General features: G+C 65.7%; 17 protein-coding genes and 1 pseudogene. 9 read left to right on the top strand and 9 right to left on the bottom strand.

Annotated features, from left to right (window positions below):
* Positions 1-232: 232 nt before the first annotated feature.
* From DK368_RS05505 to DK368_RS05485, 5 genes are all read right to left on the bottom strand, one after another.
* A complete protein-coding gene (locus DK368_RS05505) occupies positions 233-1,306 on the bottom strand; it encodes a DUF2855 family protein (protein ID WP_114392799.1) in 1,074 nt (357 codons plus the stop codon).
* 24 nt (positions 1,307-1,330) lie between these two features.
* Complete coding sequence (locus DK368_RS05500; protein WP_162305882.1) at positions 1,331-2,488, bottom strand: glutathione S-transferase family protein; 1,158 nt, start codon at positions 2,486-2,488, stop codon at positions 1,331-1,333.
* Positions 2,478-3,086, bottom strand: a complete 609-nt coding sequence (locus DK368_RS05495) for a TetR/AcrR family transcriptional regulator (protein WP_155524481.1) — start codon at positions 3,084-3,086, stop codon at positions 2,478-2,480. Before DK368_RS05495 ends, DK368_RS05500 begins: the two co-directional genes overlap by 11 nt.
* 17 nt (positions 3,087-3,103) lie before the next feature.
* Positions 3,104-3,940, bottom strand: coding sequence for a type 1 glutamine amidotransferase domain-containing protein (locus tag DK368_RS05490; RefSeq protein WP_114392793.1), 837 nt, complete (start codon positions 3,938-3,940; stop codon positions 3,104-3,106).
* 77 nt (positions 3,941-4,017) lie between these two features.
* Positions 4,018-4,320: an SCP2 sterol-binding domain-containing protein gene (locus tag DK368_RS05485; RefSeq protein ID WP_114392791.1), complete on the bottom strand. Its 303-nt coding sequence runs from the start codon at positions 4,318-4,320 to the stop codon at positions 4,018-4,020.
* 147 nt (positions 4,321-4,467) lie between these two features.
* On the opposite strand from DK368_RS05485, the gene DK368_RS05480 reads away from it, so the two are divergent.
* Complete coding sequence (locus DK368_RS05480) at positions 4,468-5,580, top strand: glutathione S-transferase C-terminal domain-containing protein (RefSeq protein ID WP_338045691.1); 1,113 nt, start codon at positions 4,468-4,470, stop codon at positions 5,578-5,580.
* A gap of 79 nt (positions 5,581-5,659) precedes the next feature.
* On the opposite strand, the gene DK368_RS05475 is transcribed toward DK368_RS05480, so the two are convergent.
* Together DK368_RS05475 and DK368_RS05470 are read right to left on the bottom strand one after the other, a co-directional pair.
* Positions 5,660-6,040 (bottom strand): DUF4345 family protein, encoded by a 381-nt coding sequence (locus DK368_RS05475; protein WP_114392787.1) that lies wholly within the window; start codon positions 6,038-6,040, stop codon positions 5,660-5,662.
* Between the two features lie 217 nt (positions 6,041-6,257).
* Positions 6,258-6,896 carry a glutathione S-transferase family protein gene (locus DK368_RS05470; protein ID WP_114393115.1) on the bottom strand — a complete coding sequence of 213 codons (639 nt, stop codon included), beginning with the start codon at positions 6,894-6,896 and terminating at the stop codon, positions 6,258-6,260.
* Positions 6,897-6,985: 89 nt separating this feature from the next.
* Here DK368_RS05470 and DK368_RS05465 point away from each other — a divergent pair, with 89 nt between their 5' ends.
* Positions 6,986-7,711 carry a glutathione S-transferase family protein gene (locus tag DK368_RS05465; RefSeq protein ID WP_114392785.1) on the top strand — a complete coding sequence of 242 codons (726 nt, stop codon included), beginning with the start codon at positions 6,986-6,988 and terminating at the stop codon, positions 7,709-7,711.
* A 20-nt stretch (positions 7,712-7,731) separates the two neighbouring features.
* Here DK368_RS05465 and DK368_RS05460 read toward each other — a convergent pair whose 3' ends face one another.
* Positions 7,732-8,481 (bottom strand): hypothetical protein, encoded by a 750-nt coding sequence (locus tag DK368_RS05460; protein ID WP_155524480.1) that lies wholly within the window; start codon positions 8,479-8,481, stop codon positions 7,732-7,734.
* A gap of 160 nt (positions 8,482-8,641) precedes the next feature.
* Here DK368_RS05460 and DK368_RS05455 point away from each other — a divergent pair, with 160 nt between their 5' ends.
* The 7 genes from DK368_RS05455 to DK368_RS05425 all read left to right on the top strand — a co-directional run bounded on the left by DK368_RS05455 (position 8,642) and on the right by DK368_RS05425 (position 16,632).
* On the top strand, positions 8,642-9,448 hold the full coding sequence (locus DK368_RS05455; RefSeq protein WP_205028053.1) for a formylglycine-generating enzyme family protein: 807 nt from the start codon (positions 8,642-8,644) through the stop codon (positions 9,446-9,448).
* Between the two features lie 127 nt (positions 9,449-9,575).
* On the top strand, positions 9,576-10,508 hold the full coding sequence (locus DK368_RS05450) for a LysR family transcriptional regulator (RefSeq protein ID WP_114392780.1): 933 nt from the start codon (positions 9,576-9,578) through the stop codon (positions 10,506-10,508).
* Between the two features lie 164 nt (positions 10,509-10,672).
* On the top strand, positions 10,673-11,161 hold the full coding sequence (locus DK368_RS05445) for a formate dehydrogenase subunit gamma (protein ID WP_114392778.1): 489 nt from the start codon (positions 10,673-10,675) through the stop codon (positions 11,159-11,161).
* Positions 11,158-12,723 carry a formate dehydrogenase beta subunit gene (locus DK368_RS05440; RefSeq protein ID WP_114392776.1) on the top strand — a complete coding sequence of 522 codons (1,566 nt, stop codon included), beginning with the start codon at positions 11,158-11,160 and terminating at the stop codon, positions 12,721-12,723. Before DK368_RS05445 ends, DK368_RS05440 begins: the two co-directional genes overlap by 4 nt.
* A gap of 24 nt (positions 12,724-12,747) precedes the next feature.
* Complete coding sequence (gene fdhF, locus DK368_RS05435) at positions 12,748-15,567, top strand: formate dehydrogenase subunit alpha (protein ID WP_114392774.1); 2,820 nt, start codon at positions 12,748-12,750, stop codon at positions 15,565-15,567.
* A 9-nt stretch (positions 15,568-15,576) separates the two neighbouring features.
* Positions 15,577-16,380 carry a formate dehydrogenase accessory sulfurtransferase FdhD gene (fdhD, locus tag DK368_RS05430; RefSeq protein ID WP_114392772.1) on the top strand — a complete coding sequence of 268 codons (804 nt, stop codon included), beginning with the start codon at positions 15,577-15,579 and terminating at the stop codon, positions 16,378-16,380.
* A gap of 27 nt (positions 16,381-16,407) precedes the next feature.
* Entirely contained in the window at positions 16,408-16,632 is a 225-nt protein-coding gene (locus DK368_RS05425; RefSeq protein ID WP_114392770.1) for a formate dehydrogenase subunit delta, read from the top strand.
* 308 nt (positions 16,633-16,940) lie between these two features.
* Here DK368_RS05425 and DK368_RS05420 read toward each other — a convergent pair.
* Positions 16,941-17,257, bottom strand: a pseudogene (locus tag DK368_RS05420) (transposase); the annotation flags it as partial.
* Between the last annotated feature and the right edge of the window lie 45 nt (positions 17,258-17,302).

Below are 17,302 nucleotides of genomic sequence, written 5' to 3'. Positions count from 1 at the left end.
GACGGCCCCTCGGTTCAGTTTGAACTTAGCGCCGGACGCCGTTTCCAACGGCGTGACCGCGGCTTGGCTCCGTGCCAGCCATGCCGGCAGCGGCAGTGCCATGTCGCCCATTCGTCGCCTCCCCCCCGGGAGCGGCGCTGTCACAGGCCCAGGTTCCTCCCGGTGCCGCCGCGCCGCCCATTGCCGCCCAGCCACTGTCTCCTATGCCGGACGGGGTCCTTTGTTGTGCTCGTTACAGTCTGATCATGTGGCCGCGATCCGGGGGCACCGTGCCAGCCAGCAGGCGGGCATAGAGTTCGGACAAGTCCCCTGGCCCACGGCCCGTCTCCACCATGATCCATCTGGCGGCATCGACGCGGAGACGAGACCAACCTGCGTTAAGCCGGCGCCAGAATTCATTGGCACCGATTTCGCCGATCAGCTGCATGGCATGGTTCGGGGCAAAGAAGAATTTCGGCTTGCGGCCCGGCAGATCCACCGGCGCGGCCGCCCAATGCGATTTCCCGACGGCACAATTGTACCGGATGTTGTCGGCGAAATGACGATGCAGCGTCGCCACCACCTGGCCGTCGCCGGCAAAATCCACGATCAGGGTCGGCACGCCTGGATCGAGTTCGGTCAGGGCATCATAGGAAACCGAGCGGTCATAACAGCCGAGCCGGCGGACGAAGTCGAGATTGCCGGGTGATGTCACACCGATCAGGTCCGGCCTGCCTTCACCGCGCAGCCACTGCGCGTAGGCGAAGCCGATCGCGGTCTTGGACGATGCGCTGAGGACCAGAACCTGGCGGGCACCAAAAAACAGGCTGGAAACGACAAAATGGTCGATCAGGAAGGACGTCGTGTATTGCGGCCGAAGCAGTGCCTGCATGTCCTCGAAATCAGGGTGATAGGCAGGATCAGCACCCAGGAAGCTGTAACTGTTGTAGACCGCGTGCAGATCGCGCCGGTGCGGCATATGGTCGATGAAATTCGCCTCGGAGACGTGTTCCGGTTCCATCACCAGATGGCTTGAGGTGGTGAAATAGCCGAAGAACCGCGTACCCTCCTTCAGCGCAGCGGAGCGCGAGCGTTCCACTGTCGCGAAGCCGAAGGCCGGTATACGGCCCCACCCCTCCTCCGGCACGGGGAAGAATTTCCAATAGCCGATGCTGTCTCCTGTCACCCGGTAGCTGATATTGTTGGCGGTGAAGGCGAACTTCTCAACACGCGCGACAACCTGTCCGTCGGCGGGTTCCAGGGCGGGACGCTCGATGATACGGGTCAAGGCCGGCTCGGTCCGGTGGACCAGGAAATCCAAACTCATCGCAGGCGTCCTCCGTTTTTGTTTTCAGGTGACAGCGCCCCAGACTTCGATGTGGCCACGCCGTTCGACCCGGCGGGCGGCCTTCAGCGTCAGCAGATCGGCAAGACCGGCCGCTTCGAACAGCGCATGCACGGCAGTTCGGTCGGACACGGTGAGGGCGGAATACGCATCCGTCACCCTTTGCAGCATCCACAGCGTGTAGGGAACGGCCCAGGATTCGATCTCGATACCGCGATAGGTGAAGCGGATCGAGCCGATGGCCCGGCGGGCTGGCTTTGGAGAGATCGGATCGCCCTCGACGACCCCTGTCTCGACCACCCACCGGTCGACGAAGTCGACCAACGCCCGCAGCTCCGGCAGATGATCGCGGGCCATGAGGTTCATCAGGGGCAGGATGGTGTCCGGTACGGCATCCCCGGTCAGAAAGGCATCCGGCGTGGCATCGGGATACTCTGCCATATCAGCATTCGGGGCATTCATGCGCTCGATCCAGCGGGCCGTGCGCGGCGCCTGCCGACGCAGGATGCCGGCCGGATAGGGATCGCGCCCGAGATGAGCGTAGAGCGGCCCGATCAGCCCATAGTCGCCAATGCTGGGACGACCGCCGAACAGAAAGGGATGCCGCAGGAAATGTGCCTCCAGCCTGTCCAGCAGCTCAAAAAAGGCATCTTCGATGACCGGCGCCGACTGCGGCGTAATCCCCAGCTTTGGCACATAGGTCTGCATCTGCCCCATCGGCAGGGCGGCCAGCCGGTCCTGTTCATCGATGGGGGCGGTCGGCGCCATGAAGGCGGCGAATTCCCGCCGGATGAACCGTTCCTGTTCGGCCAGATACGACCACCGGTAATGCATGGCGAGCCGAAGAAGCCCTTCATCCCCGAAAAGCTCCAGGGCCAGCGCGGCCACGCGCTGCTTCGACCCCTGCGGATAGCAGGGCAGAGCGATCGGCAGCCGGGCTTCAAGCCCGTCAATAATGTCCGTGCTATCCTGCAACAGGCTGCCGTCCGGCAGCTCGACCACAGGCACGATGACGCGCTTCAGCTTGGGCAGCACACGGGTCTGGAAACCCGGATCGATCGGCGGCCGCTCAATATAGGGCAGACGCTGCTTGCGCAGATAGCTCCGCGCCTTGCCGGTGTACAGCGATACGGACATTCCATAGAGGATGATCTCATCGGTCATCTTGCCCCCTCGGCCAACCACCGGCCGCCAGGATCGCGCGGGCAGCCGCCAGGATGGCTGTGGTTGTCTGCTCCGGGGACAAGCCCTGGTCATCGCGCAGCCGCAGCCAGAACTCGATCCCCATGATGGCGTCGAGGCTCTCAAACAGCGGCGGTGCCAACGTGTCCGGCCCGGCTATGTTGAGCACCAGGGATTTGCGCAGCATGCCGAACAGCCGCGCATGGTCTTCCTTGAGGAAGACCGATCCGTGCCGCAGAGCCAGAGCCGAGCGCTGGAACGGCTCAATGATCTGGAAGATTTCGGCGCGACGACGCACCAGTTCCTCCAGCCGTCGCAGGGGATCAGTCTCGGTCAGAGGCGCGGTACGCGGCGTCTCGATCTGCCCCCGGAGTGCGATCATCATCTCGCGGTACAGACTCTCCATATCGTTGAAGAGACGGAACACGGTGCGAAGGCCGACACCCGAGCGGAGCGCCACATCCTCGGCCCGCGGCTGAATGGTTCCCTCCCGCACCAGGTCGAGCATGGCCGCAATCACCTGCCGCCGGCTGCTCTCCCGGCGGAGCCGGCGTCCATCTGTCTCCTTGATCGCGCCCACTTGCATTCTCTTGTCCATCATGACTGCCGCGGCCGCCCTCCGGCCGCCCGCATCATCTTATGGGCTGTTTCGGCGCCGGCATTCTGATTTTGTCCGGTGACCAGCCGGCCATCCTCCACGGTCAGGTCGGCGAAGATGTCGAAGACAGCCCGGCGAGAGCGGAAATCCGAACCGGCTGCGCGCAGGTCGCGCTCCGGGTGCATCGGCGTATGGACGATGCCGAGTTGGCTGATCTGCCGGTCCGTCACGGCGGTCAGCGTGCGGCCCTTGACCAACGGCTGGCCGTCTGTGTCGACCGCCTTCAGCAAACCGAGCGGCCCGTGGCAGACGCCGCCCACCACCTTGCCCGCGGCCCATGCACGTGAGATCTGGGTGCCAAGCACCTCCGATGTGCCCAAATCATAGGCGGCCCCCCATCCCCCAGCCAGGAACACGATATCGTAGGCAGCGATATCGACCTCGGTGATGGGATGCGAAGCGTCGGTCTTGGCACGGAATGCCGGGTCAGCGAGATACCGCCGGTCAGCATCCGTCGCCAGCGGCCAGCGCAGGCTGTCGGCCTCAATAGGCACGTGCCCGCCCTTCACGCTGGCGATGTCGACCTCCATCCCCGCATCAAGAAATTCATAGTAGGGAACCGTCATCTCTGACGCGAACACCCCTGTCGGCTTGCCGGTATCCCCCAGCCGGTCATGGCTGGTGGTGATGATCAAGGCCCGTTTGCCCGGCAGCGCATAGGCTTCGCCCCGATAAGGCCGATGAAGGCCAAAGCGCCGGAGCAGCGCCGGTAGTCCCAACCGAACCACCGCCACCAACAGGACAAGACCAACGCCCAGGAAAAGCACGACCTCCATGCATCTCTCCCGCCCGGCGACAGGGCAAGCCGTGGCGGGGCGGATAGACGCCCCGACCGGTCGCACCCGTCGGGTGATCAGCCAAGAATTGGACCAAGCTGCAAAGCGATGCCCATGTCACCGGAGACGCTCAGCTTTCCGGTCATGAACGCCATCTGGGAATTCAGCCGCCCCTCTGCGATCGCGATGAAATCGGCCAGGGACACGGCAACCGTGCAGTCGGCCGGGCCGTCTTCGGTGGTGACGACCGGCGGCGTGGCCACACCATCGATCCGAACCAGCCCATCGCTGCCGAAATCAAACTTCACGATCTTGCCACGGATGGCGCCCTTGGCAGCGACCCGTTCCGTCATGGTCGCGGTGACCTCAGCGAGGCTCATCGTCCCCGTCCCCCTCTGCTCATACCGTTTGATTCTGTTTGCATCTTTCGGCCCACGGGCGACCCGCTGGACTATTGGCACAGTAAGTGTCATTTTATCGCCCGGGTCAAGACCCTATCGCAATGATGGGCCGGGCAGGAGGAACGGGTGTCGGGAACAGAGGCGGTGCCCCTTGTTGTCCACGGCTTGGACCTTTCTTACTTCACGGGCAAGCTACAGGCCTATTTGCGGGCGACAGGCATCCCCTGGGTCCATCGTGAGATGGATCTGGCCGATTTGCGGCGATGCGGAACCGTGACCGGCATCCTGCAGATGCCCGCGGTGGAGATGCCGGACGGTTCCTGGCTGACCGACACGACACCGACGATCCGCTATTTGGAAAGCCACTATGCCACTCCCACGGTCCTGCCGGTGGAGGAAACCGCCCGGTTCCTGGCTCTGCTTCTGGAGGATTATGCCGACGAATGGCTGTGGCGACCGGCACTGTACTATCGCTGGGCCTTTGCGACCGATGCCCGGCTCCTGTCGCGACGGATTGCCGAAAGTCTGGTGGGCGGCCCACCCTGGCTGTTGCCGTTCAGCGCCTTCGCTTTCAGGGTCCGGCAGCGGCATGTCTATCTGAACGGTGAAGGCGTGACACGGGAAACGAGACCCGCAGTGGAAGCCCTGTATCTGCATACGCTGGCCGCGCTGGAAACCGTGTTCCGCCAGCGCCCATATCTGCTGGGCGCACGCCCGACCGTTGCCGATTTCGGCGTCTTCGGCCCATTCTTCCGCCATTTTTTCTGCGACCCGACCCCAGCCCGGTTGATGCGCGATCAGGCACCCGCCGTGCTGGAATGGGTGGCTCGGCTGTGGAATCTGCGACCACAGGACTGGCGGAACGCGCCGCTGCCGGAAGGAATCCCCGACGGGTTGGACCCCCTGTTCGCTACGATCAGGCAGGACTATCTGCCGTATCTGCTGGCGAATGACGCAGCCGTCGCGGCCGGTGCCAACCGATTCACCTATCGTGACGCCGCTGGAATTGACTGGTCGTTGCAGAGCAATCCCTATCGTGCCCATTGCCTGGACCAGCTCAAAGCCGCGTTCAGCGGGCTGGGGCCGGGTGGGCGGGCAAAGATCGACGCCATCCTGGGCCGGGAACTCGTCGAACGCAGCCTGAGCGCCCCTCGGCGGCAGGGCGTACCCGATCTGCTGCCGCCCCTGCCGATCCGGTCGTCGCCCGCCCGACGACCGACGGGCCGCTGGTGGCGCTGAGTCAGTCCGGCATCAGGCCCTGGCGGCGAAGACCAGCAGGGGGGCCATCCATGGCTGATCCAGTGGGATCTGGCCCGCCTCAGGCAGGGCGCAAAAGGCGATGCCCGACAACAAAGCTGACGACAATGGTCAGTTCCACCGCCATGGCGGTGAGTCCGGACGTCGTCGAACCATCAAACACCAGACCGATGGTGCGTCCCAGTAGCACAAGGCACAGGCCGGCCACGGCCAGGGGAAGAAAGCGCCCATCCGCCTTCACCGCGGCGTGCAGCCCGACCGCAGCCATGCCGAGGAACAGGGCACCGAAATCACCGCGTACTGTATTCAGGCCCGCCGCACCGACCGGCTGCAGGTGGAAAGCCGGGGCCAGCAGATCCGGAGCAAGAAGAAACCCCAGGCCAAGCCCCAGAAAGACCGCGCCATTCAGGCCGACCACGACCCGTACCAGAACCTTCATCATGACGCTGGTCCTCCCGCCCTTTCATGTCCCTGGCCGACACACCGCCGGATCGGGGATCATAAATCGACACTCACAATGCTAGAATATTGCCCCCGAAGAGAAGAACCGGTCGATACGGGGGCGACCGCGTGCAGTTGATCGCGGGCGGCGTGATCCGTCGGTGTTGACCCTTGCCTTGATGAGCGGAAGGCCATACCGACGGAAGAGACCCACCGACCTATCGGCTGAAACTGGGGCGGGCATGCAACCCCTTACGCCAACGGATCAGATTGGCATGCTGCTCCGGGTCCGGCTTGATCTGAATGACACGGGCGAAGTCGACAGCGACCACCCCGGCGATATCGGCCACACTCAACCGGTCCCCGACGATGAAATCGCGGCCGGGCAGGTGGGCTTCCAACATGTCGAGGAACTCTCGGAACCGGGCAAGGCCGCGCGCAGAAAGCTCGGGGATCTGCGGATAGTTGGTCGGCCCCGTGATGGCACGGTCCTTCATGGCCGGATTGCCATTGCGCAGTGCCTCGGCTACCGCCATCAGCCCGCAGAACTCGACGCGGGCGGTCCACATGGCGACCTCCCCCTTCTCCCGCGGCGTTGTCCCCAGCAGAGGCGGTTCCGGGTAGGCCGCTTCGAGATAGGCCGCAATCCCGTTGTTCTCCGTCAACACGGCACCGTCGGGCAGACGCAGGGCGGGCACCGTACACGTTGGCGAGATCTGGCGGAAACTCTCGCTGAGATGCTCGTTTGCCATCAGGTCGACAATCACCGTCTGGAACGACACCCCTTTTTCCAACAGCGCAATACGGGCACGTCGAGGACTCGGGGCCATCGGGAAATCATAAAAGACGAGGCTCATGACCATCGGACTCCCGCTTCCTGGTTGAATGCCAAATTTATGGCGCGTACTGTGCCAAAACAATCAGAAATCGACGGGAGTGAACGACCATGGCGCCATACCTGCTCTATACCGCGCCGACGCCGAACGGATGGAAGGCCTCCGTCACGCTGGAGGAGCTGGAGCTGGGCTATGACGTCGTGGCACTTGATCTGATGAAGGGAGAGCAGAAAGCAGCGGACTTCCTGAAGATCAACCCGAACGGCCGTATCCCCGCCCTGGTGGACCGGGAGGCGGGGGATTTCCCCATCTTCGAATCCGGCGCCATCATGATCCATCTGGCGGAGAAGACCGGCCAGCTGCTGCCGACGGACGCCAAAGGGCGGTCGCAGGTGCTGCAGTGGCTGATGTTCCAGATGGGCGGCGTCGGTCCGATGATGGGCCAGTGCAACGTCTTCTTCCGCTACTGGCCGGAAAAGATCCCCGCCGTCATCACCCGTTTCCAGACCGAGGCGACCCGGCTGTTCGGCGTGCTGGACGGGCACCTGGCAGAGCATGAGTATCTGGCCGGGGATTACTCCATCGCGGACATCGCCAATTTCTGCTGGGTCCGCACCTATAAATGGTCGGGCGTGGAGATCGAGCCCTTCCCCAACCTGCACCGCTGGCTGCGGGCGATCCGGGGACGACCGGCCGTCGAGCGTGGGCTAAAGGTTCCCTTCGAACTGACCATGGGCGGCACCAGGCAGGAAGACGATTTCGCCAAAGGGGCCCGAACCCTGTTGGCCACTGTCGACCGACGGGCCGCAGAGGGGGAAACAAGCAAGCCGGGCTGAGTCCCCGCCCAGCGACGGGCTCACCGGATCATCAGGACGGCGAGGTGGGCCAGCGCCGCCGCAAAGGCCAGAACCAAGCCCACATAATGGCGCGGACTCATGCCCAGCATGACGATCGGCTGGGTCGGGAAAGAGAAGGTCTGGGTCACCCCGAGATGCTTCAGTGCGTGCGCTTTGGTGAAATCCGGATGCGTGACGACCGACAACAGGTCGCGGCGGCTGCGATAGCGGATCAGCCCGACCATCGACCAGCCGGGATCAGGAGGCGCAGCCCAGGAATCGACATAGGGGCCGATCTTGCGCCCGGCATAATAGGGGTGACAGGCGCGGCCCAGCAGGATGCGGCGGAACCGATTGAAGTATGCCCGGGACATTTCGGCTCCAGACATCAGTTCCCTGGTTTCCGGATGCTCCGACAGGTCGGGATTGACCTTGACCAGATTCAGCATCAGGAACTCTCGTCCGTCGTCCGCCTCCAGGAAGGTCCTGAGTGTGGCAAGGTCACCGGAGCCTGCTGTCCGGGACGCGGCGAGTTTGGCAAGGGCCGCGTCGATCTCCGCCTCTGTCAGACGGCGGCCGGCAGCATCATACCAAAACCAGAAGGCGGCGTAGAGCAGCGCCGCGACACCCCAGATCGCAATCCCCACCATACGCCCCCCGGAAATGGCAGTTTCAATGCTGATTGTTTCATTGAACCTAGACCAACGGCGGTTGACGTGCAATGTTTTGGCATTCGATCTGTCAATAGAATGCGGGCACCCGCCGATCATGCGCCTGGCCGCTCTCCGCCGATCAATCCTTGTCGCCCTGGTGTTGGCCGGAACCCTGGCAGCGGCCGTGCTGGTCTGGCTGGCCCGAATCTCCGTCGGGAGATCGGCGGAAACGGGGTTACGCTCATCCTGCCTTGCCCCTCACCCTGGCGGCCCGGAAATGCTGGTCCTGCCCGGCGGACGAGTAAGGCTGGGAGCCGGAGCGCTCTACCCGGAAGAGACGCCGGAAGTCGAGGTCGCGGTGGCGCCGTTTGCCATCGACCGGACAGAGGTGACGAACCGGCAGTTCGCCGCCTTCGTCGCTGCAACCGGCCATGTCACTGTGGCTGAACGCAGCCGGGACGGCGGGGCTGTGTTCACGATCCCCCATCTGGATGCCGAGCGGCTGGCGGCGACAGGCTGGTGGCAGCTGGTGGCAGGAGCGGACTGGCGCCACCCCGAGGGACCGGGCAGTTCCATCGCAGGACGCGAAGATGATCCCGTGGTGCAGATCGCCTATGCGGACGCATTGGCCTATGCCCGCTGGCGCGGCAACGATCTGCCGACCGAAGCAGAATGGGAATATGCGGCCCGCGGCGGTCTCGTCGGCCAGCGCTACGCCTGGGGGGACCAGACACGCGAACAGGTCCGGGCCAACACCTGGCAGGGCTTCTTTCCCTTCCAGAATACCGCTGCGGACGGGTTCAGCGGACGTGCTCCGGTGGGCTGCTTCGAGCCGAACGGGTATGGACTTTACGATATGATCGGCAATGTCTGGGAATGGACAGCCGATACCTACGTCGATCAGAGACGCGCCGATGTTCCGATGCATCAGCCTGGGCCTGCCATCACCATAAAGGGGGGATCTTTCCTGTGCTCGCCAGATTTCTGCGCCCGTTTCCGGCCAGCCGCACGGCAAGGTCAGGAGGCTGAATTCACCACCAACCATATCGGCTTCCGCACGGTACGCCGCCCATCGGCGCCGTGAGAGGGAGCGGCAACCGACCAGAGGCATACCGCGAAACGATTGCCCCGCATCGGCGCGGACCGGCATAGTCGAACGAACGGGAGAGCCCCCGCCACTGCGGGCAGGCCACCCGACCGGGAGGGTCTCCGTGTTCCGCAAGTTCATCTATCTGCTGGCGCTGGCCAGGGAGCAGCATTTCGGCCGGGCCGCCGCCGCCTGCCACGTATCACAGCCGACCCTGTCCAACGCCATCCGCCAGCTTGAGGAGGAGTTGCAGGTCCCCATCGTCGAACGCGGGCAGAAATTCTCCGGATTCACGCCGGAAGGGCTGAAGGTGCTCGACTATGCGCGGCGGGTGGTGGCCGAATGTGATGGGCTGCGCCAGGAACTGACGGCCATGGCCCAGGGCCTGTCCGGCCATCTGCGCCTGGGCGCCATTCCCACCGCCCTGCCGGCGGTGGCCCGGCTGCTGGCCCCGTTCAACCGTCGCTATCCCAAAATCCGCAGCTGCATCACGTCGCTGAGTTCGCGCGAAATCCAGCGACAGCTAGAGAGCTTCGACCTGGATGCGGCCGTGACCTATCTGGACAATGAGCCCCTGTCCCATGTGCGCACCGTTCCACTTTACACCGAGCGCTATTTCCTGCTGACCCGACGGACGGACGGAGGCGGCCCGGCCCGCAGCATCCGCTGGGCCGATGCGGCGGACCTGCCGCTGTGCCTGCTGACCGGGGACATGCAGAACCGGCGCATCGCCGACAGCGCCTTCCGTATGGCCGACCGCAGCGTCACCCCGGTGACCGAAACCAATTCCATCCTGACCCTGTACACGCTGGTGCGCAGCGGCCTGGGCGCCGCCGTGGTGCCGGGACAGCTGCTGACCGTGGTGTCGCCACAACCCGATCTGGTGGCGCTGCCGCTGGTGGAACCGGAACTGTCCTACACCGTGGGTCTGGTCACCACCGACCGCGATCCGGCATCGCCCCTGGCCAAAGCCCTGGCCGGGCTGGTGGTGGAGGAGGGGCTGGCCGCCAGTATCCGCAGCGCCACGGATGCGGCTCTGGCACCGTGGCTGCGATAGGCGAAGCCTACTACCTTATTCGATCTTTGAATTTGCCGCAGCGACGGCCCTCGCCCACCCTGGTCATAATGACCGGTGTCATTCTTCGGAATCCGTCCCGGAATGAGGCCGGCACTGGGTCGTTACGCGGCAGGAACAATGCCGTGGGGGGAGAGGTCGAGACCATGAACGCCCGCACTCCTTGGAGCGCCGAGCGCGCCAAGGCCATTATTGCCGGACACCGGCATCTGCGCGGGGCCCTGCTGCCCATCCTGCATGCCCTGCAAGAAGAGTTCGGCTGCATCGACGAACCGGCGATCCCCTTGCTGGCCCAGGAGATGAACCTGTCGCGGGCCGATGTGCATGGTGTCGTCTCCTTCTACCATGAATTCCGCCGGACCCGGCCCGGCCGCCACACCATCCGGGTTTGCCGTGCCGAAGCCTGCCAGTCGCTGCGGGCGGAGGATCTGATCGACCATATCCGCCGGCATCTGGGTGTCGATCTGGGCGGAACCACCGCCGACGACGCCTTCACCCTGGAGCCGGTGTTCTGCCTGGGCAACTGCGCCCTGGGACCCGCCATCATGGTGGATGACACCCTGCACGGGCGGGTGGACGCCGCCCGCTTCGACGCCATCGCCGCTGCCACCCTGGCGCAGGAGCGCGCACGATGAACGGACAGCTGGTGACCGTCTATGTGCCGCGCGATGCGGCCGCCCTGTCGGTGGGAGCTGACGCGGTGGCCGCCGCCATCCGCGCGGAAGCCAAGGCACGGAACCTGCCGCTGCGGATCGTGCGCAACGGATCACGCGGCATGCTGTGGCTGGAACCGCTGGTGGAGGTGCAGACCCAGACCGGGCGCGTCGCCTACGGTCCGGTGACGCCGGAAGCCGTGCCGGGACTGTTCGCCGCCGGCTTCCTGGAGGGCGGCGCCCATCCGCTGGGCCACGGGCTGACCGAGGCCATCCCCTATCTGGCCAAGCAGGAGCGGCTGACCTTCGCCCGCTGCGGCATCGTCGATCCGCTGTCGGTCGAGGATTACCGCCGCCATGGCGGCTTCCGGGGACTGGAACGGGCGCTGGCCATGCGCCCGGCCGAGATTGTGGCCGCGGTGACCGAATCCGGCCTGCGTGGCCGCGGCGGGGCGGGCTTTCCCACCGGCATCAAATGGAAGACCGTGCTGGATGCGGCCGGCCCGGAGAAATTCGTCTGCTGCAACGCCGACGAGGGTGACAGCGGCACCTTCGCCGATCGCATGATCATGGAAGGCGACCCGTTCTGCCTGATCGAAGGCATGACCATCGCCGCCGTCGCCGTGGGTGCCGCGCAGGGCTATATCTACATCCGCTCGGAATATCCCCACGCCATCGCCACCATGCGCGCCGCCATCAAGCTGGCCTATGCCGAGGCCTGGCTGGGCGACGGCATTCACGGCACGGCCCACCGCTTCCATCTGGAGGTCCGGGTGGGGGCCGGTGCCTATATCTGCGGCGAGGAGACCTCCATGCTGGAAAGCCTGGAGGGCAAGCGCGGCGTGGTCCGGGCCAAGCCGCCGGTGCCGGCCCTGGAGGGGCTGTTCGGCAAGCCCACCGTGGTCAACAATGTGCTGTCGCTGACCAGCGTGCCGATCATCCTGGACAAGGGGGCCGGTTATTACCGGGATTTCGGTGTCGGCCGCTCGCGCGGGACACTGGCCTTCCAGCTGGCCGGCAATATCCGCCGCGGTGGCATCGTCGAGAAGGCGTTCGGCGTCACCCTGCGCGAGCTTCTCTATGATTTCGGCGGTGGAACTCTGTCCGGCCGGCCGATCCGGGCGGTGCAGGCCGGCGGGCCGCTGGGCGCCTATCTGCCGCCATCGCTGTTCAACCTGCCGAAGGATTACGAGGCATTCGCCGCCCAGGAAGCCATGGTCGGCCATGGCGGCATCGTCGTTTTCGATGACAGCGTGGACATGGCACGGCAGGCCCGCTTCGCCATGGAGTTCTGCGCCATCGAATCCTGCGGCAAGTGTACGCCCTGCCGTATCGGCGCCGTGCGCGGGGTGGAGGTCATCGACCGCATCATCGCCGGCCGCGAGGTGGAGGCCAACCTGACCCTGTTGCAGGATCTGTGCGAGGTCATGACCGACGGGTCGCTCTGCGCCATGGGCGGCATGACCCCCATCCCCGTGCGCAGCGCGCTGAAACACTTTCCCGAGGATTTCACCCGCACCCCCGCCCCCCTGGCGGCGGAGTGACGGCGTGCGATGAGGAGCCAGACCATGGCGACGATCCAGGACATCGATTACGGTACCCCGGCCCGCCGGTCCGACACGATGGTGACGCTGGAGATCGACGGGTTCAGCGTGACGGTGCCGGATGGCACCTCGGTCATGCGGGCGGCGGCGGAGCTGGGCATCCGTGTCCCCAAGCTGTGCGCCACCGACCATCTGGAGGCCTTCGGCTCCTGCCGGTTGTGCGCCGTGGAGATCGAGGGGCGGCGTGGCACGCCGGCCTCCTGCACCACGCCGGTGGCACCGGGCATGAAGGTGTCCACCCAGACCGACCGGCTGGCGCGGCTGCGCCGCGGTGTCATGGAGCTGTACATCTCTGATCATCCGCTGGATTGCCTGACCTGTGCGGCCAACGGCGATTGCGAGCTGCAGGATATGGCCGGCGCCGTGGGGCTGCGGCAGGTGCGCTACGGCTTCGACGGCGGGAACCACCGCGATGCCGCCAAGGACGAAAGCAACCCCTATTTCAGCTTCGACCCGTCGAAATGCATCGTCTGCTCCCGCTGCGTGCGGGCCTGCGGCGAGGTGCAGGGCACCTTCGCCCTGACCATCGACGGGCGCGGCTTCGACTCCAAGGTCTCCCCCGGGGCGCTGGAAAGCTTCATGGGGTCGGAATGCGTCTCCTGCGGCGCCTGCGTCCAGGCCTGCCCCACGGCCACGCTGACGGAGAAGTCGGTCATCGCCCTGGGTCAGCCCGAGCACGCCATCATCACCACCTGCGCCTATTGCGGCGTGGGCTGCTCGTTCAAGGCGGAGATGAAGGGCAACACGCTGGTGCGCATGGTCCCGCACAAGGATGGCGGCGCCAATGAGGGCCATTCCTGCGTCAAGGGCCGCTTCGCCTGGGGCTATGCCACCCATGCCGACCGCCAGTTGCAGCCGATGATCCGCGACAGCATCGACGAACCCTGGCGCGTGGTCGGCTGGGACGAGGCCATCGCCTATGCCGCCACCCGGCTGCAGGCGGTGCAGCGGGCCCATGGCCGCGGGTCCATCGGCGGCATCACCTCGTCGCGCTGCACCAACGAGGAAGTCTATCTGGTCCAGAAGATGATCCGGGCCGCCTTCGGCAACAACAATGTGGACACCTGTGCCCGCGTCTGCCACTCGCCCACCGGCTACGGGCTGAAACAGACCTTCGGCACCTCGGCCGGAACCCAGGATTTCCGCAGCGTCGATGCGGCCGACGTCATCCTGGTCATCGGCGCCAACCCCACCGACGGACATCCCGTCTTCGGCTCGCGCATGAAGAAGCGGCTGCGCAAGGGCGCCCGGTTGGTCGTCATCGATCCGCGCCGCATCGATATGGTGCGCAGCCCGCATGTGCAGGCCGCCCATCATCTGCAGCTGCGGCCGGGCAGCAATGTGGCCATGCTGAACGCCCTGGCCCATGTGGTGGTGACCGAGGGGCTGGTGGACCGCGCTTTTGTGGCCGAACGTTGCGAGGCCGCGGACTTCGCCCGCTGGGAAAGCTTCATCGCCGATCCGCGGCACGCCCCGGAAGCGGTGGAGGATTATACCGGCGTGCCGGCGGACGAGGTGCGCGCCGCCGCCCGGCTCTATGCCCGTGGCGGCAATGCCGCCATTTATTACGGGCTGGGCGTGACCGAGCACAGCCAGGGCTCCACTGCCGTCATGGCCATGGCCAACCTGGCCATGGCGACCGGCAATATCGGCCGCGACGGTGTCGGCGTGAATCCCCTCCGTGGTCAGAACAATGTCCAGGGCTCCTGCGACATGGGGTCATTCCCCCATGAGCTGACAGGCTATCGCCACATCTCCGACACCGCCGTGCGCCAGCAGTTCGAGGCGGCATGGGGCGCCGCGCTCGACCCGGAACCGGGCCTGCGCATTCCCAACATGTTCGACGCCGCCGTGGGCGGCAGCTTCAAGGGCCTGTTCGTGCAGGGCGAGGATATCGCCCAGTCCGACCCCAATACGCAGCATGTGACGGCGGCCCTGCGCGCCATGGACTGCGTCATCGTCCAGGACCTGTTCCTGAACGAGACCGCGGCCTTCGCCCATGTGTTCCTGCCCGGCACCTCCTTCCTGGAGAAGGATGGCACCTTCACCAATGCCGAGCGCCGCATCAACCGGGTGCGGCCGGTGATGCCGTCGAAGACCGGCAAGCAGGAATGGGAGGTGGTGTGCGCGTTGGCCACGGCCATGGGCTATCCCATGCGCTATGCCGATTCCGCCGCCATCATGGACGAGATCGCCGCCCTGACCCCGACCTTCCGCGGCGTCAGCTTCCAGCGCCTGGACAGGTTGGGCAGCGTGCAGTGGCCCTGCACCGAGGCGGCGCCGGAGGGCACCCCGATCATGCATGCCGACGGCTTCGTGCGCGGCAAGGGCCGCTTCATGCTGACGGAGTATGTGCCGACACCGGAACGCGCCTCGCGCTTCTATCCGCTGATCCTGACCACCGGCCGTATCCTGACCCATTACAATGTGGGCGCGCAGACGCGGCGCACGGCGAATGTGGCCTGGCATCCCGAGGATGTGCTGGAGATCCATGCCCATGACGCCGAGCAGCGCGGCATCCGCGATGGCGACCGGGTATCGCTGGCCAGCCGCATCGGCGCCACCACGCTGCGGGCCCGCATCACCGACCGCGTGCCCCAGGGCGTGGTCTACACCACCTTCCACCATCCCGTGACCGGGGCCAATGTGGTGACCACCGACAATTCCGACTGGGCCACCAATTGTCCGGAATACAAGGTCACCGCCGTGCAGGTCGCCCGCAGCAACCAGCCGTCGGCGCTGGAGGACACGCCCGTCCGGCTGGCCGAGGTGGCGGCGGAATAGGAGCAGCCCATGCCCCCGGACGCGGCCGTGCCGCCGGTCGAGCACACCCATTCCCGCCCCGCCCGTGGCCGTGTGGCCGCCGCCGTGACGGAGGAGGCCGTATGGCTGCTGGCCGAGGAGGTGACCGTCGCCTTCGAGTACAACAGCCGCTCCCACGCCGTGATGATGGCGACCCCGGCCGATCTGGAGGATTTCGCCGTCGGCTTCACCCTGGCGGAGGAGATCCTGGGCGATGCCGGCCAGATCGAGCGGCTGGAGGTGCGGCCGGCCGGCCGCGGTCTGGTCCTGGCCATGGAGGCCGACCCGCTGAACCTGCTGTCGGGATCACTGCGCCGCCGCTCCATGGAGGGCCGCAGCGGTTGTGGCCTGTGCGGGGTGGAGAGTCTGGCCAATGCCGTGCGCACACCGCGGCCGGTCACTGCCGGCTTCACCCCGTCGGCCCGGGCCATCAAGGCGGCCTTTGCCGCCCTGCCCCTGCATCAGCCGATGAACCGGGACAGCCGCTCGCTGCATGCCGCCGCCTGGTGCGACCCGCAGGGCCGCATCCTGCTGGCACGCGAGGATGTGGGCCGGCACAATGCCCTGGACAAGCTGGCCGGCGCCCTGATGCGGGCCGGTCTGCCCGTGTCGGAGGGCTTTGCCGTGCTGACCAGCCGCTGCAGCTTCGAGCTGGTGCAGAAGGCGGCCGTGCTGGGCATGCCGCTGCTGGCCACCCTGTCGGCCCCCACCGCCCTGGCCCATGAGCTGGCGCAGGTGGCCGGCATCACCCTGGCCGCCCGCGCCGGCGGCGATGATATCATCCTGTTTTCCTGAGATGGCCCCGAGGAGGCGGCGTTCCCGATGCAGTCCGGTGAACTTGTGCGCATGGCGAACCAGATCGCCAGCTATTTCGGCGCCTATCCCGAGGCCGAAGCGGTACCCGAGATCGCCAGCCATATCCGCAGCTTCTGGGACCCGCGCATGCGCAGCGCCCTGCTGGCGCATGTGGAAACCGGCGGCGAAGGGCTGGACCCGCTGGTGCTGAAGGCGGTGCGGCGGCTGCTGCAGCCCTCAGACGGTGTCTAGCGCCACTTTGGCGGGGGCATGCCGGTCATTTTCGGTATTTTCTACGGCAGTGAGAGCATGTTGGCGGATCCCACGGCCCATGTCGGTCCGCGCTTGGTCTGGTCCTGCCGGAATGGGCCAGACAGACCGGACCCGGCGTCGGCAGGACACTGGCAAAGGGCGAGCGTATCGCATCCCGCTTGAACTCGTCGCTATGTACCGCTGCCATATCCGATCTCCATGATGGCGCGTATCGCTCTCTAAAGACCGGAACAAAACCGGGGCAGGTCTATTCCTGCCGTATGCCGGCAAACTTTGCAACAGAGCCTATAGCCCTCCTGGATAACGGCGGTCAGCGCCTTTTCCGCCATGCGCCGGGGCTCCAGGAAGCCCGGGAAGTCGCTGCCCTTGCGCAGTTTGGGATGCGCAGTTCCACCGTGCCGGCCCTGGTTTCCCAGTCGCGGTCACGGTAGCCGTTGCGCTGGACCAAGCGGTCGGGCGACCGTTCCCCAGGCGCCGCCCCGGTCAGGGCATGGACCTCCAATTCCATCAGCCGCTCAGCGGCAAAGCTGATCATCTGTCTCAGCACATCGGCGGCAGCGCCCTTTTCCAGCATGCTGCGCAGTGCCATCATCTCGTCGGTCATCGTGGTCACCCTCGGCTGGGGTTTTGTTGTGGTGACCAGACGTTA

The sequence above is a fragment of the Oleisolibacter albus genome (assembly GCF_003336875.1).
Lineage (GTDB): Bacteria > Pseudomonadota > Alphaproteobacteria > Azospirillales > Azospirillaceae > Niveispirillum > Niveispirillum album.
Note: the sequence above shows the minus strand (reverse complement) of the source record. Positions and strands in the feature narration are given on the sequence as shown.